The organism is Streptomyces sp. NPDC037013 (assembly GCF_055607265.1).
In genome coordinates this window covers 982,077-1,004,126 of the sequence record NZ_JBVJRV010000002.1, presented here as the reverse complement: position 1 = coordinate 1,004,126, position 22,050 = coordinate 982,077, and the positions used below count along the sequence as shown (strand labels likewise).

Annotated in this window: 20 protein-coding genes, 1 tRNA gene and 1 pseudogene; 2 read left to right on the top strand and 20 right to left on the bottom strand. The window is 70.2% G+C overall.

Translation table 11 applies throughout. The features are described 5' to 3' along the window. Positions 1 to 37 precede the first annotated feature (37 nt). From ACZ7DY_RS09540 to ACZ7DY_RS09445, 20 genes and pseudogenes are all read right to left on the bottom strand, one after another. Positions 38 to 862 (bottom strand): F0F1 ATP synthase subunit delta, encoded by an 825-nt coding sequence (locus ACZ7DY_RS09540; protein WP_471132137.1) that lies wholly within the window; start codon positions 860 to 862, stop codon positions 38 to 40. Beyond that, positions 859 to 1,407 carry a F0F1 ATP synthase subunit B gene (locus tag ACZ7DY_RS09535; RefSeq protein ID WP_471132135.1) on the bottom strand — a complete coding sequence of 183 codons (549 nt, stop codon included), beginning with the start codon at positions 1,405 to 1,407 and terminating at the stop codon, positions 859 to 861. The genes ACZ7DY_RS09540 and ACZ7DY_RS09535 overlap by 4 nt, the downstream gene beginning before the upstream one ends. Before the next feature lie 38 nt (positions 1,408 to 1,445). Beyond that, positions 1,446 to 1,700 carry an ATP synthase F0 subunit C gene (gene atpE / locus ACZ7DY_RS09530; RefSeq protein ID WP_389721340.1) on the bottom strand — a complete coding sequence of 85 codons (255 nt, stop codon included), beginning with the start codon at positions 1,698 to 1,700 and terminating at the stop codon, positions 1,446 to 1,448. A 75-nt stretch (positions 1,701 to 1,775) separates the two neighbouring features. After that, positions 1,776 to 2,546, bottom strand: coding sequence for a F0F1 ATP synthase subunit A (gene atpB / locus ACZ7DY_RS09525; protein WP_471132445.1), 771 nt, complete (start codon positions 2,544 to 2,546; stop codon positions 1,776 to 1,778). Positions 2,547 to 2,822: 276 nt separating this feature from the next. Continuing rightward, the gene (locus ACZ7DY_RS09520; RefSeq protein ID WP_471132132.1) at positions 2,823 to 3,260 is read right to left on the bottom strand and encodes a hypothetical protein; all 438 of its coding nucleotides are present in this window, start codon (positions 3,258 to 3,260) and stop codon (positions 2,823 to 2,825) included. A gap of 260 nt (positions 3,261 to 3,520) precedes the next feature. Beyond that, positions 3,521 to 4,861, bottom strand: coding sequence for an MraY family glycosyltransferase (locus ACZ7DY_RS09515; protein ID WP_471132129.1), 1,341 nt, complete (start codon positions 4,859 to 4,861; stop codon positions 3,521 to 3,523). Positions 4,862 to 4,991: 130 nt separating this feature from the next. After that, positions 4,992 to 6,242 carry a serine hydroxymethyltransferase gene (locus tag ACZ7DY_RS09510; protein WP_471132127.1) on the bottom strand — a complete coding sequence of 417 codons (1,251 nt, stop codon included), beginning with the start codon at positions 6,240 to 6,242 and terminating at the stop codon, positions 4,992 to 4,994. Positions 6,243 to 6,321: 79 nt separating this feature from the next. Continuing rightward, the gene (locus ACZ7DY_RS09505; protein ID WP_471132125.1) at positions 6,322 to 6,975 is read right to left on the bottom strand and encodes an arsenate reductase/protein-tyrosine-phosphatase family protein; all 654 of its coding nucleotides are present in this window, start codon (positions 6,973 to 6,975) and stop codon (positions 6,322 to 6,324) included. Then, positions 6,972 to 7,619, bottom strand: a complete 648-nt coding sequence (locus tag ACZ7DY_RS09500; protein WP_471132123.1) for an L-threonylcarbamoyladenylate synthase — start codon at positions 7,617 to 7,619, stop codon at positions 6,972 to 6,974. Before ACZ7DY_RS09500 ends, ACZ7DY_RS09505 begins: the two co-directional genes overlap by 4 nt. A 46-nt stretch (positions 7,620 to 7,665) precedes the next feature. Further along, positions 7,666 to 8,505: a peptide chain release factor N(5)-glutamine methyltransferase gene (gene prmC / locus ACZ7DY_RS09495; protein ID WP_471132121.1), complete on the bottom strand. Its 840-nt coding sequence runs from the start codon at positions 8,503 to 8,505 to the stop codon at positions 7,666 to 7,668. A 75-nt stretch (positions 8,506 to 8,580) separates the two neighbouring features. Further along, positions 8,581 to 9,657: a peptide chain release factor 1 gene (prfA, locus tag ACZ7DY_RS09490; protein ID WP_471132119.1), complete on the bottom strand. Its 1,077-nt coding sequence runs from the start codon at positions 9,655 to 9,657 to the stop codon at positions 8,581 to 8,583. Between the two features lie 116 nt (positions 9,658 to 9,773). Further along, positions 9,774 to 9,995 (bottom strand): 50S ribosomal protein L31, encoded by a 222-nt coding sequence (gene rpmE, locus ACZ7DY_RS09485; protein WP_030792109.1) that lies wholly within the window; start codon positions 9,993 to 9,995, stop codon positions 9,774 to 9,776. Between the two features lie 150 nt (positions 9,996 to 10,145). Then, a complete protein-coding gene (locus ACZ7DY_RS09480; protein WP_471132116.1) occupies positions 10,146 to 11,273 on the bottom strand; it encodes an LCP family protein in 1,128 nt (375 codons plus the stop codon). A 321-nt stretch (positions 11,274 to 11,594) separates the two neighbouring features. Further along, complete coding sequence (gene rho, locus ACZ7DY_RS09475; RefSeq protein WP_471132113.1) at positions 11,595 to 13,658, bottom strand: transcription termination factor Rho; 2,064 nt, start codon at positions 13,656 to 13,658, stop codon at positions 11,595 to 11,597. 394 nt (positions 13,659 to 14,052) lie between these two features. Beyond that, positions 14,053 to 14,970 (bottom strand): homoserine kinase, encoded by a 918-nt coding sequence (gene thrB / locus ACZ7DY_RS09470; RefSeq protein ID WP_471132110.1) that lies wholly within the window; start codon positions 14,968 to 14,970, stop codon positions 14,053 to 14,055. 246 nt (positions 14,971 to 15,216) lie between these two features. Next, the gene (gene thrC / locus ACZ7DY_RS09465) at positions 15,217 to 16,275 is read right to left on the bottom strand and encodes a threonine synthase (protein ID WP_471132108.1); all 1,059 of its coding nucleotides are present in this window, start codon (positions 16,273 to 16,275) and stop codon (positions 15,217 to 15,219) included. Between the two features lie 6 nt (positions 16,276 to 16,281). Further along, the gene (locus tag ACZ7DY_RS09460) at positions 16,282 to 17,574 is read right to left on the bottom strand and encodes a homoserine dehydrogenase (protein WP_471132105.1); all 1,293 of its coding nucleotides are present in this window, start codon (positions 17,572 to 17,574) and stop codon (positions 16,282 to 16,284) included. Positions 17,575 to 17,677: 103 nt separating this feature from the next. Further along, positions 17,678 to 19,069, bottom strand: a complete 1,392-nt coding sequence (gene lysA, locus ACZ7DY_RS09455) for a diaminopimelate decarboxylase (protein ID WP_471132103.1) — start codon at positions 19,067 to 19,069, stop codon at positions 17,678 to 17,680. 169 nt (positions 19,070 to 19,238) lie between these two features. Then, complete coding sequence (gene nrtL / locus ACZ7DY_RS09450; RefSeq protein ID WP_471132101.1) at positions 19,239 to 20,399, bottom strand: ArgS-related anticodon-binding protein NrtL; 1,161 nt, start codon at positions 20,397 to 20,399, stop codon at positions 19,239 to 19,241. A gap of 471 nt (positions 20,400 to 20,870) precedes the next feature. Next, positions 20,871 to 21,239: pseudogene (locus ACZ7DY_RS09445) on the bottom strand (response regulator); the annotation flags it as partial. Between the two features lie 210 nt (positions 21,240 to 21,449). Here ACZ7DY_RS09445 and ACZ7DY_RS09440 point away from each other — a divergent pair. After that, a tRNA-Arg gene (locus ACZ7DY_RS09440) sits at positions 21,450 to 21,521 on the top strand. A gap of 261 nt (positions 21,522 to 21,782) precedes the next feature. Next, positions 21,783 to 22,050 (top strand): zinc-ribbon domain-containing protein (locus ACZ7DY_RS09435; protein WP_471132443.1); only part of this gene is annotated, 268 nt, incomplete at its 3' end.

Genomic DNA, 22,050 nt, shown 5'->3' with positions numbered 1-22,050 from the left:
CACGGCCCAACTAGGGCCGTAGGTCGTGCTTGTTGTCTTACTGCCCGGCCACGCGGCGACCGGCTTCCGCGATGCGGTCCGCGACGCTGCCGTTGATGACCTCGTCGCCCACCTGCACCGTGATCCCGCCGAGGACAGCGGGGTCCACGTCGAGGTTCAGGTGCATCGGACGTCCGTACACCTTGGCCAGGACGGCGCCGAGACGCTCCTTCTGCCGGTCCGAGAGCGGAACGGCGGAAGTGACGACGGCCACCATGCGGTTGCGGCGGTCCGCGGCCAGCTTGGAGAGGGACTCGAGTCCCTCTTCCAGGCTACGTCCCCGCGGCGCGGTCACAAGGCGCTCGATCAGCCGCTCCGTGACGTCCTCGGCGCGACCGCCGAGCAGGCTGCGCAGCAGCTCGCTCTTGGCCGAACCGGTCGCGGCGCGGTCGGTCAGCGCGGCCCGCAGCTCGGTGCTGGAAGAGACGATCCGGCCGAACCGGAACAGCTCGTCCTCGACGTTGTCCAGGGCGCCCGCCTGCTGCGCACCGGTCAGGTCCGCGAGGTTCGCGAGCTGCTCGAGGGCGTCCACCAGATCGCGCGACGACGACCAGCGCGAGCGCACCATGCCGGCCACCAGATCGGCGGCCTCGCCGCCCACCTGGCCGGACAGCAGGCGTCCCGCGAGCTCGGCCATGGCCTCACCGGACTGCGCCGGGTCGGTCAGGACCCGACGCAGCGAGACCTCGCGGCCCAGCAGCGCCGTGACGGCGGCAAGCTCGTCCGCGAGCTGCTTCGCGTCGACCGAGGTGCTGTCCGTCAGCGCGTCGAGACGCTCGCGCGCGGCGGCCAGAGCCTCGCGGCTCGCTCCGTGCGCTGTCATCGAGCGGCCTCGGCCTTCTCCTCGAGCTCGTCGAGGAAACGGTCGATCGTGCGGCTCTGCCGGGCGTGGTCCTCGAGGGACTCGCCGACGAGCTTGCCGGCCAGGTCGGTGGCCAGCTGGCCGACGTCCTGACGCAGCGCCTGCGCGGCGGCCTTGCGGTCGGCCTCGATCTGGGCGTGACCGGCGGCGACGATCTCCTCGCGCTGACGCTGGCCCTCGGCCCGCATCTCGGCGATGAGCTGGGCGCCCTGCTCCTGCGCCTCCTGGCGCAGACGCGCGGCCTCGTGCCGTGCCTCGGCGAGCTGAGCCTTGTACTGCTCAAGAACGCTCTGGGCCTCGGTCTGAGCGGCCTCGGCCTTCTCGATACCGCCTTCGATCGCCTCCCGGCGCTCGTCCAGAACCTTGTTGATGTTCGGGAGGAGCTTCTTCCAGAAGAAGAAGAAGACGATGGCGAAGGCGATGGCGCCGACGAGCAGCTCAGGACCCGGCGGGACGAGCGGGTTCTGCTCTTCCTCGGCCGCCAGCTGAACCAGGTTGGCGATCACATCAGTGCCTTTCGTCGAAAAGTGTCAGTAAGAAGTGCTTACTTACCGAACACGAACGGCATAACGATGCCGATGAGGGCGAGCGCCTCACAGAAGGCGAAGCCGAGGATCTGGTTGGCGCGGATCAGGCCGGCGGCCTCGGGCTGGCGGGCCAGGGCCTGCGTGCCGTTACCGAAGACGATGCCGACGCCGATGCCGGGGCCGATCGCGGCGAGGCCGTAGCCGATGGAACCGGTGGAGCCGTGCAGGCCCTTCTCGGCGGCGAGGTTGACCATGTCGAGAGCAGCGGACATGCCGTTACTTCCTTCTCTTTCACTGGCCGGTGGGGGTTGGCCACCGGACGATCTTGGGGCTTGGGACGGGCAGGCTCAGTGGTGCTCGGCGAGAGCGCCCTGGATGTACGAGCAGGCGAGGAGCACGAACACGTACGCCTGGACGGCCTGCACGAAAAGCTCGAAGAGGATCATGACCACGGTCATCACGAAGGAGACGCCGGCAGCCGGGATCATGTAGCTGTTCAGCAGGTACCAGGAGGCCACGGTGAACATGACCAGCATCAGGTGACCGGCGAACATGTTGGCGAACAGTCGCACCGCGTGCGTGAAGGGACGCACGAGCAGGTTCGAGAAGAGCTCGATGAACGAGACGAGCCACTTGATCGGACCGAGCGAGTTGTCGTAACCGGTGACGTTCTTCCAACCGCCCACGAAGCCATGGCGCTTGAAGGTCAGCGGCAGCCAGATCAGGTAGACGATCAGGGCGAGCACCGCGGGGTAGGCGATGACCGACGAGACCGGGAACTGCGAAAGCGGGACAACGGACCAGATGTTCATGATCCAGATGAAGAAGAACAGCGAGACCATCAGGGGGACGTACTTCTCGCCCTCCTTCTTGCCGAGGGTCTCGTAGACGATGCCGCGGCGTACGAAGTCGTAGCCGGCCTCACCCATCATCTGGAGCTTGCCCGGAACCACCTTGGCCTTGCCGAAGGCCGCGTAGAAGAAGGTGACGACGACGAGCGTGGTCAGCAGGGCGAGCAGCATCACCTTGTTGAGCTCGATGCCACCGACGGTGGCGATCGGCTTGAAGAGGAACGAGTGCAGGCCCGGAGCCGGGAAGCCACAGCCGTCGTCGGACATGATCCGACAGCTCCAGTTGAAGGCGAGCTCAGTTTGGTCAGCACTCACCGCGGGCTCCTTCGGCGTGACGCATAGGTACGGCAACCTCGTTGTCGTGTCGGCGCGGCGCGCAGCCGCGGGGCGGCACCGGACTGGTGTTTCGGAAGTGGGAGCGGCATCCAGGCATCGAGCCTCGCGATCGTGCAGGCGTCAGCTCAGATGCCCGCGCCCGCAGTGCCGCAGTTGGCACCGGACGATAGCAGCATCTCGAACGGGCATTTATCCCGCCCCTACCCTTCACTGCGACGACCCCGACTTCTCCGGCTTGTCACTGTTATCGGAGTCGGGCTCGACATAAAGGATCTTCGCCTTCATGTGTGCGCGAGCCTGGCCGATCATCCACACGACGGTCGCGATCACGAGCGCGAGTGCGAACGCCTTGGGGTTGAACAGATCCGTGTCCTTGAACAGGCCCACGAAGATGAGCAGCAGCAGAAGTTGGGCGACATAGAGCATCAAGCCCATCGCCTGGAAAAGCTGCGGAAGCGATTTTGCCGTCCGCTGCAGGACGAACATCCCGAGCCCCATGAACGCGATCACGACCAGCGTGCCGACGACGGCCCCGATGGCCCCCTTGCCGCCCGCGACCACGCCGCTGACCGCGGCGACGATCGCGCCGACGGCAGCTGTGGGTACAGCGGACTGAAGGAGAGTTCGGGTGTCTTGAGACGGCATGGCGGCGCTCCGCTTACTGATGGGGGCAGGGTGTCGTCATGGACGAGCGTAGACCCGGGTCGAGAAGGTCCCTCGGGCCAATCGACCGTCGCACTACGGTCCTTCGGCTCTATCCCGGGGTCTCGTGAACCGTATCACAAACTATTTGATGAGGTCTTTACCTGCTCGGTGTGCTGACTGTCACACATGAGAGCTAATCCGCGCGTCTGTGCATCCCGGGCGGCAAGTTGTCTGGTATTGGGGCGATTTAGCGGTGCGCGTCAACGTGACGTTCCCGCTTCTCGCCTCTCCGAGAGGTGTGAACGGTCGCCGATCGCGGTCGCTCCGTTGACGCCCACGCCGGCCGGAGTCTTCCGCTCCGCACCGCCCGGCTCCGCGCCGCCCTGCTCCGCCCCGAGGTCGGCTTCCCCCGCGCCCTGCCCCGCCGCCCCGCGCCGGCGCCGGTAGCGCGGCGGCACGAACGCCTCGGCCCACCGCGGGGTGCGCGGCGTGAAGCGCGGCAGCAGGAGCAGGACGAGCCCGACGGCGCTGAGCGCGACGATCAGCAGCAGGATCCACATGCTCGTCGAGTGCACCGAGTAGGCCACCGTGCCGAAGGCGATGAGCGCCGACCAGAAGTACATGATCAGCACCGCGCGGCTGTGCGAGTGGCCGATCTCCAGGAGCCGGTGGTGGAGGTGGCCGCGGTCCGCGGCAAACGGCGACTTGCCGTTCCAGGTGCGCCGGACGATGGCGAGCACCAGGTCGGCGAAGGGGATCGCGATGATGGTGAGCGGCATCAGAAGCGGGATGAAGACCGGCAGCATCGCGTGCGTGGCGTCGCGGTCGCCGCCGAAGTTCAGCTTCATCGCCGCCGGGTCGACCTGCCCCGTGACGGAGATGGCGCCCGCCGCGAGGATCAGGCCGATGAGCATCGAGCCGGAGTCGCCCATGAAGATCCGGGCGGGGTGCATGTTGTGCGGCAGGAAGCCGAGGCACATGCCCATGAGGATGGCGGCGAAGAGCGTCGCGGGCGCCGCCGCCTCGATGCCGTAGCCGTACCAGATGCGGTACGCGTACATGAAGGACGCCGCGGAGGCGATGCAGACCATGCCCGCCGCGAGGCCGTCGAGGCCGTCCACGAAGTTGACGGCGTTGATCGTGATGACGACGAGCGCGACGGTGAGCAGGGTGCCCTGCCCGGAGGTCAGGGAGACCGGGCCGACGCCGGGCACCGGGATCCACAGGATCGTCAGACCCTGCATGACCATGACGCCCGCGGCGATCATCTGGGCGCCGAGCTTGATCAGGGCGTCGATCTCGAACTTGTCGTCGAGGACACCGATCAGCCAGATCAGCGCCGCGCCGGAGAGCAGCGCCCGCGGTTCGTTGGAGTTCTCGAAGACCGCGTTGAGGTTCGGCAGGTGGTCGGCGACGAGCAGGCCCGCGCAGAGCCCGAAGAACATCGCGATCCCGCCGAGCCGGGGCGTGGGCTCCCGGTGCACGTCACGAGCGCGGATCTCCGGCATGGCGCCGGCCACGATCGCGAACTTCCGCACCGGGCCGGTCAGCAGGTAGGTCACCGCGGCCGTGATGCAGAGCGTCAGGAGGTATTCACGCACGGGCTTCCCCACAGGTCTCGCTGGCCATCTCAGCCCCACACCCTAGCTTTGTGCGCATACGGTTGGGGACTTCCGGGTAGCGACGATGGTTGCACGAGTACCCGGGGGTCCCTGACCGGGCCGCCCCGTCCTATGCCGGGTACGGCGGAAATCTTCCCACCAGTTCCCGTACCTCTTCTCGTACGTACGCCTCCTCGCGCACCGCGTCGACCAGCAGTCGCGCGATGTGGGCCGCCTCCGCGCCGGTCATGCCCTGCGTGGTGACGGCGGCCGTTCCCAGGCGCAGGCCGCGGGTCTCGCCGTCCGGCAGGGCGCAGGTGTCCAGGACGATGCCGGCCGCCGCGAGCCGGCCGCGGGCGGTGTGCGCGTCCACGCCGAGGGGGGCCGGATCGGCGAGGATCAGATGGGTGTCCGTACCGCCGGTCGTGACCGCGAATCCGCCGGCGGCGAGCGCCTCGGCCAGGGTGCGCGCGTTCGCGACCACCTGGTGGGCGTACGCGGTGAAGGCCGGCGTCGCCGCCTCCCCGAAGGCGACGGCCTTCGCCGCGATCGTGTGCATCTGGGCGCCGCCCTGGGTGAACGGGAAGACGGCGCGGTCGATCCGTTCGGCCAGCCCGCCCCGGCACAGCAGGAGGCCGCCGCGCGGGCCGCGCAGCACCTTGTGCGTGGTGGCGCAGACGACGTCGGCGTACGGGACGGGGTTGGGCGCCGCTCCCCCGGCCACCAGCCCCATGGGGTGCGCGGCGTCGGCGATGAGGTGGGCGCCCACGTCGTCGGCGATCTCCCGGAAGGCCGCGTAGTCGATGTGGCGCGGATAGGAGATCGAACCGCACACGATGGCCTTGGGGCGGTGAGCGCGGGCGAGGGCGTGCACCTGGTCGTAGTCGAGGAGACCGCTCCCTGGGTCCACGCCGTAGCCGACGAAGTCGAACCACCGCCCGGAGAAGTTCGCGGGCGAGCCGTGCGTCAGGTGCCCGCCGTGCCGCAGCCCCATCGCCAGGACGGTGTCGCCGGGGCGCAGCAGGGCCGCGTAGGCGGCGAGGACGGCGGAGGAGCCGGAGTGGGGCTGCACGTTGGCGTGTTCGGCGCCGAACAGGGCCTTGGCGCGGTCGACGGCGATCCGCTCGGCGACGTCGACGAACTCGCAGCCGCCGTGGTGCCGGGCGCCCGGGTAGCCCTCGGCGTACTTGTTGGCCAGCGGCGAGCCGAGGGCGGTGAGGACGGCGGGCGAGGTGAAGTTCTCGGCGGCGATCAGCTGGAGCGCGTCGCACTGCCGGGCGACCTCGCCGGCGATGACCTCGGCGAGCTCGGGGTCCTGCCTGCGCAGCGCGTCGAGATCCGTGTACGCCGCGGGGGCGGGGGGTGCGGTGCTGACCGTCATCGTGGGCTCCGGGGCCGTGCGGGGGGATGACCTCAGATCCAATGTAGGCCCGCGCGGGCAGGCGCGCGCGGGACCGCGGCTACATGTGTGCGGGCACCCCGGTCAGCGCCGTCACCACGGGGTCGAGCGCCTGGTTGATCTCGTCGCCGACCGACCGGAAGAACGGCAGGGGCGCGCCGTAGGGGTCGTACACCTCGTCGGCCTCCACGTTCGGCGCGAGGAGCCAGCCGCGCAGCGCGGCGGCGGCGCGCACCAGGGCGCGGGCGCGCTCCACCACGCCGTCCCCGTCGGGGTCCGGCAGCGTCGTCGGGTCTATGGCCCGCACCAGCCGCGTGAACTCCTTGAGGGTGAACGTGCGCAGGCCCGCCGAGTGCCCCATGGAGATGACCTGGGCCCGGTGGTCGCGGGTCGCCGTCAGGACCAGGTCGGCCCGGATGACGTGGTCGTCGAGGAGTTCGCGGCCCATGAAGCCGGAGGCGTCCGCGCCGAAGTCGGCGAGGACGGTCTCCGCGTTGGTCTCCATCGGGGCGCCCTCGTGGCCCCAGGTGCCCGCGCTCTCCACGATGAGACCGCCGGTGAGGGGGTCGCCGAGGCGGTCGGCGAGGGCATGCCGGGTCAGCCGCTCGGTGATCGGCGAGCGGCAGACGTTGCCGGTGCTGACGTGGAGGATGCGGAACGTGCCCGCAGAGCCCGGGAAGCCCGCTATGCCACGCCCCGTCTCAGGGGCTGTCAATTCGCCACCTCGAGGTCGGGTACCACCTTGCGCAGCTCGTCCGCGTCGAGCGCGCCGGCGCGCAGCAGGACCGGCACCTTGCCCGTGACGTCGACGATCGACGACGGGACGATGCCGGGGGTCGGGCCGCCGTCCAGGTAGACGGAGACGGAGTCGCCGAGCATCTCCTGCGCGGCGTCGCAGTCCTCGGGGGCGGGGTGGCCGGTGAGGTTGGCGGAGGAGACGGCCATCGGGCCGACCTCGGTGAGCAGCTCGATGGCGACGGGGTGCAGCGGCATGCGGATGGCGACCGTGCCGCGGGTGTCGCCGAGGTCCCACTGGAGCGAGGGCTGCTGCTTGGCGACGAGGGTGAGGGCGCCGGGCCAGAAGGCGTCGACGAGCTCCCAGGCCATCTCGGAGAAGTCGGTGACCAGGCCGTGCAGCGTGTTGGGCGAGCCGATGAGGACGGGGGTGGGCATGTTGCGGCCGCGGCCCTTGGCGTCCAGCAGGTCGGCGCAGGCCTCCGGGGTGAAGGCGTCGGCACCGATGCCGTAGACGGTGTCGGTGGGCAGCACGACCAGCTCGCCACGGCGGACGGCGGACGCGGCCTCGCGCAGACCGGTCGTACGGTCGGTCGCGTCGTTGGTGTCGTATCGCCGTGCCATTAGTCCGGACTCCTCACTGAAATGCTGACACTGATGATCTGGGTCGTCACGGCATCGCCCTGCGGGCGGTCGCGAAGCGCGGGCGGTTGTTCAGGTCGGGGTGGTCCGCCGCGTCCGCCCAGCCGCGCTCCTCCGTGAAGATCCACGGGACCTGGCCGCCCTGGGTGTCGGCGTGCTCGATGACGACCACACCGCCGGGGCGCAGCAGGCGGTGGGCGGTGCGCTCGATGCCGCGGATCAGTTCCAGGCCGTCCTCCCCGGAGAAGAGTGCCAGCTCCGGGTCGTGGTCGCGGGCTTCCGGGGCGACGTACTCCCATTCGGTGAGCGGGATGTACGGCGGGTTGGAGATGACGAGGTCGACCTGGCCGTCGAGCTCGGGGAAGGCGTCCCTGGCGTCTCCCTGGCGGAGCGCGACCCTGGACCCCTCGATGTTCTTCCGCGTCCACTTCAGGGCGTCCTCGGAGAGCTCCACGGCGTGTACGCGCGAGCGGGGCACCTCCTGCGCCATGGCGAGCGCGATGGCGCCCGAGCCGGTGCACAGGTCGACGATGAGCGGCTCGACGACGTCCATCGCGCGGACGGCGTCTATGGCCCATCCGACGACGGACTCGGTCTCCGGGCGTGGCACGAAGACGCCGGGTCCGACCTGCAGTTCCAGGTAGCGGAAGAAGGCGCGCCCCGTGATGTGCTGCAGCGGCTCGCGGGCCTCGCGCCGGGCGACCGTCTCCCAGTAGCGGGCGTCGAAGTCGGCGTCCTTGACGGTGTGCAGTTCGCCGCGTTTCACGCCGTGCACGAAGGCGGCGAGCTCCTCCGCGTCGTTGCGCGGCGAGGGCACCCCCGCGTCGGCAAGGCGCTGGGTGGCCTGGGCCACCTCCGCGAGCAGCACGCTGCGGGGGTTTGGGGGTCGCCCCCCAAGATGTTGCTGCACGCTGGTCCTCCGGGACGGTCGTACGGGGTGGGCTTAGGCGGCGGCGAGCTTGGCGGCGGAGTCCGCGTCGACGCAGGCCTGGATGACCGCGTCGAGGTCGCCGTCGAGCACCTGGTCCAAGTTGTACGCCTTGAAGCCGACGCGGTGGTCCGAGATGCGGTTTTCCGGGAAGTTGTACGTCCGGATCTTCTCGGAGCGGTCGACGGTGCGGACCTGGCTGCGGCGGGCGTCCGCGGCCTTGCTCTCCGCCTCCTCCTGGGCCGCCGCGAGGAGCCTGGAGCGCAGGATGCGCATCGCCTGCTCCTTGTTCTGGAGCTGGCTCTTCTCGTTCTGGCAGGAGGCGACGACGCCGGTGGGCAGGTGCGTGATGCGCACCGCGGAGTCGGTGGTGTTGACGGACTGGCCGCCGGGTCCTGAGGAGCGGTAGACGTCGATGCGCAGGTCGTTCGCGTGGATCTCGACGTCGATCTCCTCGGCCTCGGGCGTCACGAGGACACCGGCCGCGGAGGTGTGGATGCGCCCCTGGGACTCGGTGGAGGGCACGCGCTGCACGCGGTGCACGCCGCCCTCGTACTTCAGCCGCGCCCAGACGCCCTGGCCGGGTTCGGTCGCGCCGTTGCCGCCCTTGGTCTTCACGGCGACCTGGACGTCCTTGTAGCCGCCGAGCTCGGACTCGGTGGAGTCGATGATCTCGGTCTTCCAGCCGACGCGCTCGGCGTACCGCAGGTACATGCGCAGCAGGTCGCCGGCGAAGAGGGCCGACTCGTCGCCGCCCGCGCCCGCCTTGATCTCCAGGATGACGTCCTTGTCGTCGGACGGGTCCCGGGGCACGAGCAGCAGCCGCAGCTTCTCGGTGAGCTCCTCGCGCTGCCGCTCCAGGTCCTTGAGCTCGGCGGCGAAGTCCGGGTCGGCGGCGGCGTACTCGCGCGCCGTCTCGATGTCGTCCCCGGTCTGCTTCCAGGAGCGGTACGTCGCGACGATCGGGGTCAGCTCGGCGTAGCGCTTGTTGAGCTTGCGCGCGTTGGCCTGGTCGGCGTGGACCGACGGGTCGGCGAGCTTCTTCTCGAGATCGGCGTGTTCGCCGATCAGTTCCTCGACCGCCTCGAACATTCGGGGGCTCCTGGGTTTCTACGCGGTGGTTCTACGCGAATCGGCTGCGGGACGGCAAAAGCGCCGGTCCCGGCCACCCCCTCCCGAGGGCGGCCGATGACCGGCGCAGTGGCTCGCTACTTCTTGGCAGCCGCAGCCTTGCCGAAGCGGGCCTCGAAGCGGGCCACACGGCCACCGGTGTCGAGGATCTTCTGCTTGCCCGTGTAGAACGGGTGGCACTCGGAGCAGACCTCGGCGCGGACGGTGCCGCTGGAGATCGTGCTGCGGGTGGTGAACTCGGCGCCGCAGGTGCAGCTGACCTGGGTCTCGACGTACTCGGGGTGGATGTCGCGCTTCAAGGTGTCTCCTAGTTTCGGGAGGGCACCGGGTCGTACGTGCGGATTGCTCGTACGTGAACCGGGGCCGACGTACCAGTCTGCCAGGACCGGCCGTATCTCCCAAAACCGGGGTGGCCGCCGATCTATTCCCCGGGCGTGCCCGGGGGGCGTTCAGTGGCCGGAGACCACGTCGCCCGCGTCGCCCTTGTCGCCCGCGGACTTCTCGGTGGCGGACTTGGGTATCGGCTTGTCGGCCCTGAGGGCGTCCCAGACCTCCTGGTCGGCCTTTTCCAGGGGCAGCACGCGGTTGAGGTCGCTCGGGTCGTACTCGACGGGCAGCGTGACCATCTTCATGTCGCCGGCGCCGATGCCCTTGAGGCCATTGGCGAAGCTCGCGAGGCTCTTGACGTCGTTGAGGTCGGAGTCGGTGGTGACGGCGCTGGTCGCGTCGTCCGCGAGGTCGAACAGCTTCTTCGGGTTGCTGAAGACGCCGACGTCCTTGACCCGGTCGAGGAGGGCCTTGATGAAGGCCTGCTGGAGCTGGATGCGGCCGAGGTCGCTGCCGTCGCCGACGCCGTGCCGGGTGCGGACGAGGCCGAGGGACTGCTCGCCGTCGAGGGTGTGGGTGCCGGCGTCCAGGTCGAGGTGGCTGTCCTTGTCGTGGATGGCCTTCTTGGTGGTGATCTCGACGCCGCCGAGGGTGTCGATGAGCTTCTTGAAGCCGGTGAAGTCCACCTCGACGTAGTGGTCCATCCGGATGCCGGACATCTTCTCGACGGTCTTGACGGCGCAGGCGGGGCCGCCGACCTCGTACGCCGTGTTGAACATCTGGCGCCGGCCGCCGGGGTCGGTCCTGCCGTCCTCGGTCGTGCACTCGGGCCGGGATATGAGGGTGTCGCGGGGTATGGAGACGACGCTGGCCTTCTTGTGGCCCTTGTAGACGTGCACGATCATCGCGGTGTCGGAGCGGGCCGCGCCCTCGTCCTTGCCGTACTTGGCGTTGTCGCCGGAGCGCGAGTCGGAGCCGAGGACGAGGATGTCCTGGGAGCCGTTGTCGATGTCCATGGGGCGGTCGGTGCCGAGCGCGGCGTTGATGTCGACGCCCTTGATGTTGCCGTTGAGCTTGAAGTAGAGGAAGCCGAGGCCCGCTCCCCCGACGACGACCACCGAGGCCGCGGTCCACGCCGTGACGACGAGCGCCTTGCTCCGCTTGCGGGGCTTGCGCCGCCGGCCGCCTCCGCCGCGGGAGCGCTGAGGCTTCGCGTCGGCCGTACCCGCGGGCGTGCTCTGGTCGGTCATGCGCTCCTCAGTCCTCGTCGGTCGTTACCCCCTGCTTTCAGGGTCAGGTGCCGGTTCGTCGTCACTTGTCAGACGGCGAAACCGCTTGAAGGGTTGCACAGCGCCCTGTGCGCGCCGCGGGTTCCGGCGGTCACGGACCGTGTTCCCCTGCCCCCCGATTTCAGCCCTCACCTGCGGCTTTTTCCGCCACCGGGCTACGGCCCGTGACCGTGAGAATCTCTTATGCGTGTGGCCAAGGTCTCTTTGGTCACACGCATACCAAGAGGGCCGCCCCGTCACTGCTGTGACGGGGCGGCCCTCTTGTCAGAACGCTGCGGAGGACTAGTCGTTGCCGTTGCCCGGCGCCGGGGTCGTCTTCTGGATCTGCAGCAGGAACTCGGCGTTCGACTTCGTCTGCTTCATCTTGTCGAGAAGCAGCTCGATCGCCTGCTGCTGGTCGAGCGCGTGCAGCACGCGGCGCAGCTTCCAGGTGATGGCGAGTTCGTCGCTGCCGAGCAGGATCTCTTCCTTGCGGGTGCCGGACGCGTCCACGTCCACCGCCGGGAAGATGCGCTTGTCGGCGAGCTTGCGGTCGAGCTTGAGCTCGGCGTTGCCGGTGCCCTTGAACTCCTCGAAGATGACCTCGTCCATGCGGGACCCGGTGTCGACGAGCGCGGTGGCGAGGATGGTCAGCGAGCCGCCGTCCTCGATGTTGCGCGCGGCACCGAAGAAGCGCTTGGGCGGGTACAGCGCCGTCGAGTCGACACCACCGGAGAGGATGCGGCCGGAGGCCGGGGCGGCGAGGTTGTACGCACGGCCCAGACGCGTGATCGAGTCGAGCAGTACGACGACGTCGTGGCCCAGCTCCACCAGACGCTTGGCGCGCTCGATGGCGAGCTCGGCGACCGTGGTGTGGTCCTCGGCGGGGCGGTCGAAGGTCGAGGAGATGACCTCGCCCTTCACCGACCGCTGCATGTCGGTGACCTCTTCCGGACGCTCGTCGACCAGGACGACCATCAGGTGGCACTCGGGGTTGTTGACCGTGATCGCGTTGGCGATCGCCTGCATGATCATGGTCTTGCCGGTCTTCGGCGGGGCCACGATCAGACCGCGCTGGCCCTTACCGATGGGGGCGACGAGGTCGATGATGCGGGTGGTGAGCACGCCCGGGTCGGTCTCCAGGCGGAGCCTGTCCTGCGGGTAAAGGGGCGTCAGCTTGCTGAACTCCGGTCGCCCGCGCCCGGATTCGGGCGCCATGCCGTTGACCGAGTCGAGGCGCACGAGCGCGTTGAACTTCTCGCGGCGCTCGCCGTCCTTGGGCTGGCGGACCGCACCGGTGACGTGGTCACCCTTGCGCAGGCCGTTCTTGCGGACCTGGGCGAGCGAGACGTAGACGTCGTTGGGACCGGGGAGGTAGCCCGACGTACGGATGAACGCGTAGTTGTCGAGGATGTCCAGGATGCCCGCGACGGGGATCAGGACGTCGTCGTCGGAGACCTGCGGCTCGTTGCCGAAGCCCTGCTCGTCGCGGCCGCGACGGCCCCGGCGGTCCCGGTAACGGCCGCGGCGGCCGCGGCGGCCACCCTCGAAGTCGTCCCCGTCCTCGTCGGCCCGCGGGCCGTTGTCGCGCTGGCGGTCCTGCCGGTCCTGACGGCCGCCGCCCTGCTGCTGGCGGTCCTGCCGGTCCTGACGGCCGCCGCCCTGCTGGTCGTCGCCCTTGTTGCCGCGGCGGTCGCGGTCACGGCCGCGGCCCTGGCGGTCCCGGCGGTCGCGGCGGCCCTCGGCGTTGTTGTCGCCGGAGTTGTCGCCGCCCTTGCCCTCGGACGCGTCACCCTTGGCGTCGGCCTTGGACTCGCCCTTCGCCTCGGCGGTGACGGTCTCCGGGCTGCCCGCGTCGGCGGTGGCACGGCGCCTGCGGCGCTCGCCGGCCGGCTGCTCGTCCTGGCCGCGCTCGGCGTCACCCGCACGGGCGGGGCCACCGGCGGGCTGGCCGGGGATGTCGATCTGCTGCTGGGCGGCCTTCTCGGCCTTGCCCGCGGACTTGTCCGCCGCGCTCGCCTTGCCGGCGGGCTCCGCGGCGTCCTCGCCCGTACGGGCCTTCGAGGTGGCCCGGCGCTTGGGCTTGGTCTCGGTGGTGTCCCCGGAAGCGGCGGCGCTCTTCGCCGGGGCTCCGCCCCCTGCCTGCGCCTCCTTGATGACCTCGATCAGCTGGCTCTTGCGCATGCGCCCGGTGCCCTTGATCCCAAGGCCCGATGCGACCTGCTGCAGTTCCGCCAGCACCATGCCCTCGAGGCCGGTGCCGCGGCGCCGCCGGGACCCGGCCGAAGCACCGGTGGCAGGCGCCGCAGAGGCGTCCGTGGCGGGCGTGTCGGCAGTCACGCCCATCAGATCGGTGGTGTCGCTCACGAAGGGTCCTTCCCTGGAGCGGACGTCGGCCTGTCTGGCTCGGCGACCGGTTGTGCTGTCCGGCGGTCGGTCCTTGCTTTTCCGTGGACCGTGCCGGGGCGGTGGTCCGCCAACGCGGCGGAAGAATTCATTGGTGATGGCGATTCCCGGTGCGGTGCCACTGAAGTGCGGTGTCACCCGGCTCGGTCACGCCGGTTCCGGAGCGTGCTCAGGACCGCTCAGTGCGGGGCACGAAGCAGTTTGGGAGGCTCCCGGAAGAATGGTTGTCCCGGACGGGGACACAAAGCACCTCGCCATGGTGAGGTCGGGTGCAGACTTGAGATTAACACTACCGGATCCAACAAACATTCCCCCTCTCAGGATCGGGACACCCCGAATCCCTTCGATCACTGCGTCAGGGCGCGAGCGGCAGAACACTCGCTCCCTTGGCGTCGAGGGCCAGCCGGTTGGCCGCCCAGCCCTCTCCTGCCAGGCGTGCGACCTTGTCGGCCGCACTGTCTTCGGCCAGCGCGAGGACCGTGGGGCCCGCGCCGGAGATCACCGCGGGCACGCCGTCGGCGCGCAGCCGCTCCACCAGGGCGGCGCTCTCCGGCATGGCCGGGGCGCGGTACTCCTGGTGCAGACGGTCCTCGGTGGCGGCGAGCAGCAGCTCGGGGCGCCTGGTCAGGGCCTCGACGAGCAGGGCCGCCCGGCCCGCGTTGGCGGCCGCGTCGACGTGCGGGACGGTGCGCGGGAGCAGTCCGCGAGCCGTCTCGGTGAGGACCGGCTTTCCCGGCACGAAAACCACCGGAACGATGGAATCGGCGGGGTCCATCCTGATCGCCCGCGCCGTTCCCCCGTCCATCCAGGAGAGGGTGAAGCCGCCGAGCAGACAGGCGGCGACGTTGTCGGGGTGACCCTCGATCTCGGTGGCGAGTTCGAGCAGCGCCGCGTCGTCGAGACGGGCCTCCCCGCCTATCGTCACGGCGCGCGCGGCGACGATGCCGGCGCAGATGGCCGCGGACGAGGAGCCGAGGCCGCGGCCGTGCGGGATGCGGTTGGCGCAGACGATCTCTAGACCGCGCGGCTGTCCGCCGAGCAGGTCGAAGGCGGTGCGCAGGGATCGTACGAGCAGATGCGACTCGTCGCGCGGGAGGTTGTCGCTGCCCTCCCCGGCGATGTCGATGTGCAGGCCGGAGTCGGCCACCCGGACGACCACGTCGTCGTACAGACCCAGCGACAGGCCGAGGCTGTCGAAGCCCGGGCCGAGGTTGGCGCTGGTGGCGGGGGTGCGCACCCGGACGGCGGCGGCGCGGAACGCGGGACCGGCCATCGCTCGATGACTCTCCTTGAGCTGCGTGTTTTTGAGGCTCCGTATTTTCGGTACGTGCCACATGTACGGAACACCCGAAGGCCGCTGACGACGGCGGCACCGCGGCATATGCGGCGGGGCGGGTTCGGTACAGCCTATCGAAGGAAGGTTCTGTGGCGACATAGGGCGCACAGGAGGCGCACGATGCGTGTCGTAAGCCCCCTGTGCCACCCCTTGTACGGAGCCGCGGGTTTCGTCCGCGGTCGGTCAGGCCAGACCGAGGCGCTCGGCCGCGGCGGCGGCGTCGACCGGGACGGTGACGGGCTGCGGGGCGCCCGCGACGGCCCAGTCCGGGTCCTTGAGGCCGTTGCCGGTCACGGTGCAGACGATGCGCTGGCCGGGGTCGACCTTGCCCTGCTCGGCGGCCTTCAGCAGACCGGCGACCGACGCGGCCGACGCGGGCTCCACGAAGACGCCCTCCTGAGAGGCCAACAGCTTGTAGGCGCGCAGGATCTCACGGTCCGTCACCTCGTCGATGAAGCCGCCGGACTCCTCGCGCGCGTCGAGCGCGTACTGCCAGGAGGCGGGGTTGCCGATGCGAATCGCGGTGGCGATCGTCGAGGGGTCCTTGACGACCTCGCCGCGCACGATGGGCGCCGAGCCGGAGGCCTGGAACCCCCACATCCGGGGGGTACGGGACGAGACCGAGTCGGCCGCGTACTCCTTGTAGCCCTTCCAGTAGGCGGTGATGTTGCCGGCGTTGCCGACGGGAAGGACGTGGATGTCGGGGGCGTCGCCGAGCGCGTCGACGATCTCGAAGGACGCGGTCTTCTGGCCCTCGATGCGGAACGGGTTGACCGAGTTGACCAGCGCCACCGGGTAGTTCTCGGAGAGGCCGCGGGCGAGGTTCAGGCAGTCGTCGAAGTTGCCGTCGACCTGGAGGATCTTCGAGCCGTAGACGAGCGCCTGGCCCATCTTGCCGAGCGCGATCTTGCCCTGCGGCACGAGGACCGCGCAGACCATTCCGGCGCGTACGGCGTAGGCCGCGGCGGAGGCCGAGGTATTGCCGGTGGAGGCGCAGATGACGGCCTTCGCGCCCTCCTCCTTGGCCTTGGTGATCGCCATGGTCATGCCGCGGTCCTTGAAGGACCCCGTGGGGTTGGCGCCCTCGACCTTGAGGTGGACCTCGCAGCCCGTGCGCTCGGAGAGCACCTGTGCGGGCACGAGCGGCGTGCCGCCCTCGCGGAGCGTCACGACCGGCGTGGTGTCGGAGACCGGAAGGCGGTCCCGGTACTCCTCGATGATTCCGCGCCACTGGTGGGTCATTGCTGCTTACTCCCCTTCAACCCGCATGATGCTGGCGACACCACGCACGGTGTCGAGCTTGCGCAACGCGTCGACGGTGCCGGTGAGGGCGGCGTCGGGCGCGCGGTGGGTGACGACGACGAGGGAGGCCTCGCCGTCCTTGCCCGTCTGACGGACCGTATCGATCGATACGCCGTGCTCGGCGAAGACCGTCGCGACCTGGGCGAGTACGCCCGGCTTGTCGGCCACGTCGAGGCTGATGTGGTAGCGCGTCACGACCTCGCCCATGGAGCTCACGGGCAGCTGGGTGTACGCGGAGTCGCCGGGCCCGGTGGCCTCGGCGAGCTTGTTGCGGCAGACGGCGACGAGGTCGCCGAGGACGGCGGACGCGGTGGGCGAGCCGCCCGCGCCGGGGCCGTAGAACATGAGCTGTCCGGCGGCCTCGGCCTCGACGAAGACGGCGTTGTACGCCTCGCGGACCGACGCCAGCGGGTGGCTGAGCGGGATCATCGCGGGGTGCACGCGCGCGGTGACGGACCCGCCGTCGGCGGCCCGCTCACAGATGGCGAGCAGTTTGATGGTGCAGCCCATGCGCTTCGCGGACGCGAAGTCCGCGGCGGTGACCTCGGTCATGCCCTCGCGGTACACGTCGTCGAGGCGCACGCGCGTGTGGAAGGCGATCCCGGCGAGGATCGCGGCCTTGGCGGCGGCGTCGAACCCCTCGACGTCGGCGGTCGGGTCGGCCTCTGCGTACCCGAGCGCGGTGGCCTCGTCGAGGGCCTCCTGATAGCCGGCCCCCGTCGTGTCCATGGCGTCCAGGATGAAGTTCGTCGTCCCGTTCACGATGCCGAGGACGCGGTTGACCTTGTCGCCGGCGAGGGACTCGCGCAGCGGCCGGATCAGCGGGATGGCGCCGGCGACGGCGGCCTCGTAGTAGAGGTCCCGGCCGTGCTCGACGGCCGCCTGGTGCAGCGCGGCGCCGTCCTGGGCGATCAGCGCCTTGTTGGCGGAGACGACGGACGCGCCGTGCTCGAAGGCGGTGGTGATCAGGGTCCTGGCGGGCTCGATGCCGCCGATCACCTCGACGATGACGTCGATGTCGCCCCGCTTGACCAGCGCGGTCGCGTCGGTGGTGATGAGAGAAGGATCGATTCCCTCGCGCACCTTCGACGGACGGCGCACGGCGACCCCGGCGAGCTCCACCGGGGCGCCGATCCTGGCCGTGAGGTCGTCGGCATGCGTCGTCATGATGCGCGCCACCTCTGAGCCGACAACCCCACAGCCCAGCAGCGCCACCTTCAGCGGACGCGTACGCATCATCCGACCTCACTTCTCATACATCTACGGTGGAACCAGTCTCACCCACCGGAACGGACTTTCTGTCCATTGTCCGGATCGTGAGACATCTATTTCATGTTTTCCGTCATCCGACATCGAGACGGAGAAGATCTTCCTCCGTCTCACGCCGGACGATCACCCGCGCCTCACCGTCCCGGACGGCGACGACGGGCGGGCGAAGAGCGTGGTTGTAGTTGCTCGCCATCGAGCGGCAGTACGCACCGGTCGCCGGCACGGCGATCAGATCGCCGGGCGCGAGGTCGGCCGGCAGGAAAGCATCCCGTACGACGATGTCACCACTCTCGCAGTGCTTGCCGACCACGCGCACCAGGACGGGCTCGGCGTCGGAGGAGCGGGAGACCAGGGCGACGGTGTACTCGGCGTCGTAGAGCGCGGTGCGGATGTTGTCCGACATGCCGCCGTCCACGGACACGTAGGTGCGCAGCCCTTCGAGGGGCTTGATGGTGCCGACCTCGTAGAGCGTGAAGGCGGTCGGGCCGACGATGGCGCGGCCGGGCTCCACGGAGATGCGGGGCGTTCGCAGCTGCGCGGCCTCGCACTCCCGCGTGACGATCTCGCGCAGCGCCTTGGCGATCTCGTGCGGCTCGCGCGGGTCGTCGTCGGAGGTGTACGCGATGCCCAGGCCGCCGCCGAGGTCGATCTCGGGCAGCTCGACGCCGTGCTCGTCCCGCACCTCGGCGAGCAGCTGCACGACGCGCCGCGCGGAGACCTCGAAACCGGCCATGTCGAAGATCTGCGACCCGATGTGGCTGTGGATCCCGATGAGTTCGAGCCCGTCCAGCTTGAGGGCGCGCCGCACGGCCTCGGCGGCCTGTCCCCCGGCCAGCGCGATGCCGAACTTCTGGTCCTCGTGGGCGGTGGCGATGAACTCGTGGGTGTGCGCCTCGACGCCGACGGTCACCCGGATCTGCACGCGCTGGCGCCGGCCGAGCCGGTCGGCGATGTGGGCGACGCGCACGATCTCCTGGAAGGAGTCGAGCACGATGCGGCCGACACCCGCCTCGATCGCCCGGTGGATCTCGTCCTCGGTCTTGTTGTTGCCGTGGAAGGCGATGCGGTCGGCGGGCATGCCGGCGGCGAGGGCGGTGGCGAGCTCCCCGCCGCTGCACACGTCGAGGTTGAGCCCCTCCTCGTGCAGCCACCGCACGACGGCGCGGGACAGGAACGCCTTGCCGGCGTAGAAGACATCGGCGTCCGGCCCGAAGGCGTCGCGCCAGGCCTGGCAGCGGGCCCGGAAGTCGGCCTCGTCGACGAAGTACGCCGGAGTGCCGAACTCCTCGGCGAGCCGGGTCACTTCGATGCCGCCCGCGCTGACGACGCCGTCGGGCGTACGGGTGACGGTGCGGGACCAGACCTTGGGGTCCAGCGCGTTGAGGTCGGCGGGCGGGGCGCTGTAGTGGCCCTCGGGGAGCACGTCGGCGTGGCGGGGGCCGGCGGGGTGTGCGGAACGGCTCATGGCTGTGTCGTCTCTCTCACGTGTGTCACTCCGTGACATCCAACACGCTTTTCGCAGGTCGGCGCGGTCGGCGCAGCGGTCGCGGGGCCCGGCACGGGCGCATGCGTGGCATGCGCCGCACGTGTGGCGGGCGCCGCGTGCGCCGCGCGGTGCGTCTCGCTCATGGATGTCACAGGTATTCGGGTGCGCTGATGCCGAGCAGGGACAGGCCGCCGGCGAGCACCGTCCCGGCGGCTTCGGCGAGCGCGAGCCGGGCGCGGTGGGCGGCCGAGGGTTTCTCGTCGCCGCGGGGCAGGACGGCGTGCTGATACGCGAGCAACGCGTCGGCGGTGACGACGAGATGCCGGGCGAGGCGGTCGGGCGCGCGGTGGCGGGCGACGGCCGCGAGGACGGCCGGGTAGGCCTCGATCACGTCGAACAGGGCGGGTGCGTCGACGTCGACCTCGCCGGGAACGGCGGCGAAACCGAGATCGGCGGCGTTACGGGCGAGGGCGCGGGACCGGGCGTGGGCGTACCGCACGCGGAAGAGGGGATTGCCCTCACGCTGCACGAGGTGCGCGTCACCGCCCTGCTCGGGGGTGGTGCGGGGGTGGTCGTGGGCGGCGGGATGCAGCAGCGCCCACCGCCCGGCGTCACGCCCCAGCCGCAGCACACCGGCGGGGTCGGCGGGGACGGGGCGGAGGGTGGGGAGGGGCTCGGGGGGGCGGCCGTGGGCGTCGACCTGGACGTGGAGGCCGTCGTCGGTGGCGGTGGTCCAGGGGTGCTCTTGGAGCTCGGGGAGCTCGTCGCAGGTGAGGCGGACGAGGACGCCCTGGGAGCGGAGGACGCGGCGAACGCTGTCGGCGACGACGAGGGCACGGACCTCGTGAGGCACGTGGATCTGGGCGAGCTCCCCGGTGTCCGGGTGGACGTGCCCGTAACAGCGCCCCCGCTCCAGGACGTCACGGACGAGCGCCGCACCCGCTTCGGCGCGGGCGCCCGCGAGGGTGATGTTGAGGAACCCGGGCCCGGTGATGTCGACCCCGGCGATCCCGGGCTCGGCGACGAGCCGCCCGGACAGCACCTCGGCCACCTCCCGCGGCGACCGCCCTGCGGCGCCGGCGATCTGGAGGGCGAGGTTGGTGGCGTAGTCGCCGCATCCGCCGGGGCGGGGGCGCTCGATGCGGACGCGATGGGGGCCGGGCGGGGAGGGTTCCCCGACCACGTCGTGCTCACCATCGGGGCGAGGCGCACTGCCGAAGGGCGGCTCACCGTCGAAGCGCAGCTCACCGGCATCGACGGCTCGGCGCATGGCGCGCAGCACGGTCCGGGAGAGCTCGACGGGGGTCACGGGACAAGCGTATGGGAGGAGGGGGGTGAAGAAGCGAGCCGGTTTAGGGGATGGTCCGGGATGTGGACGGGGCGGGGGCCTGACCGGGGCAGGGAGGCGGCCAGCGAGGCGCCTGCTCAGCCACCGGGCTGGGCGGCGCGCTAGGCGTCGCCGAGGGACTGCTCAGCCGCCGGGCTGGGCGGCGCGCTCGGCGTCGCTCATTCCACCGGAGGAGCCACTGCCCGACGCGCCTTCGGCCCCACTGCCCCGCCGCTCGCGCCCGGGGTAGGCCTGGGCTTGGTGCGTCTGAGGGGCTTGGTGGCCGTACAGGCCGTCCTGCCCACCTTGGCGAGCCTGGGCGCCTTGGTGAGACTGGCCGCCTTGGTGAGCCTGAAGCCCCGCAGACCGGTGCGTCGCAGACGCATGCACGGCGGAGCCATGGCCGACGGATCCATGGCCGGCGGGGCCATGGTCGGCGGCACAAGCGGAGCGCTCCATCAAATCCCGTACAACACTGACGAGTTCGCTGGGCTCGAAGGGCTTGGCCAGGAAGGCGTCGACGCCGACCTCCAACCCGTTCTCGACCTCGTACTGGGTGCAGGCGCTGACGACCAGGACGGGCAGGTGCCGCGTAAGCGGGTCGGCCCGCAGCCGGGCGGCGGTGCGCAGTCCGTCGAGGCGGGGCATCACGACATCGAGGGTGACCACATCGGGCTGCACCTGATGCACGACGTCCAGGCATTCGACACCATCGGCCGCGGTCACGACCTCGAAGCCCTCCAGCTCGAGGTTGACCCTGATCAGTTGCCGAATGACCTTGTTGTCGTCCACAACAAGCACGCGGCCGGGCACGCCTGACACAACTCGAGAGTAGGTCCGCGCCCACCGCCGCGTCCCGGTTTTCCCCACTTCCGCCGTGTGGGGGATGCCGGCGAAGGGTCGCCCGCACCCCCAGGAGGATGCTCCCCGCAGGGACGGGGAGCCGCCCCCGGGAAGCGAAGAAATACCTGTTCATGATGAGCCCCGGAGAGCTGGTAGGGTTCTACCCGTCGCCGCACAAGCAGCCGACACGCCCCCGTAGCTCAGGGGATAGAGCAACGGCCTCCGGAGCCGTGTGCGCAGGTTCGAATCCTGCCGGGGGCACTCGCCGAGTAACCAGCGCGAATCAAGCGCTGACATGGGCGGATGCCGACACGAGAGAGCGGGAGTCAGTCTCACTGACTCCCGCTCTTTCTCATTGTCTACGGCTGATCGCGACACACCTCCGACACAGGCAAGGCCGAGCGAACGGCGCACGACTCCCCCGCCTCAAGCCACGCCGACAATGCGCGGACTCAGGTGGCAGCAGCTCAGTACCATGCCCCCATAGGTCTTGAACTAGGGGGAGATGTGGCAATACGCCGCATGCTGCGCGAGACCCACCCGGCCGTCTTCGCAGAGATACGGGCTGTTGAACCTGCTTCAGTTGATCCAGCTTCGCTCAGCCCAGGCAGTGGCCGCACAGTGCTCTGGGAGTGCAACGTATGCGGTCATCGCTGGCGCGGTCGCGTTGTAGACCGAACGAAGCCGAGCGGGCGAGGCTGCTCAACATGCCAACGAGTTGCGCTACAAGAGGTCTGGCAGGCACCGCCGGCAGGCAAGTCCCTCCAGGACCGCTTCCCGAGCATCGCTG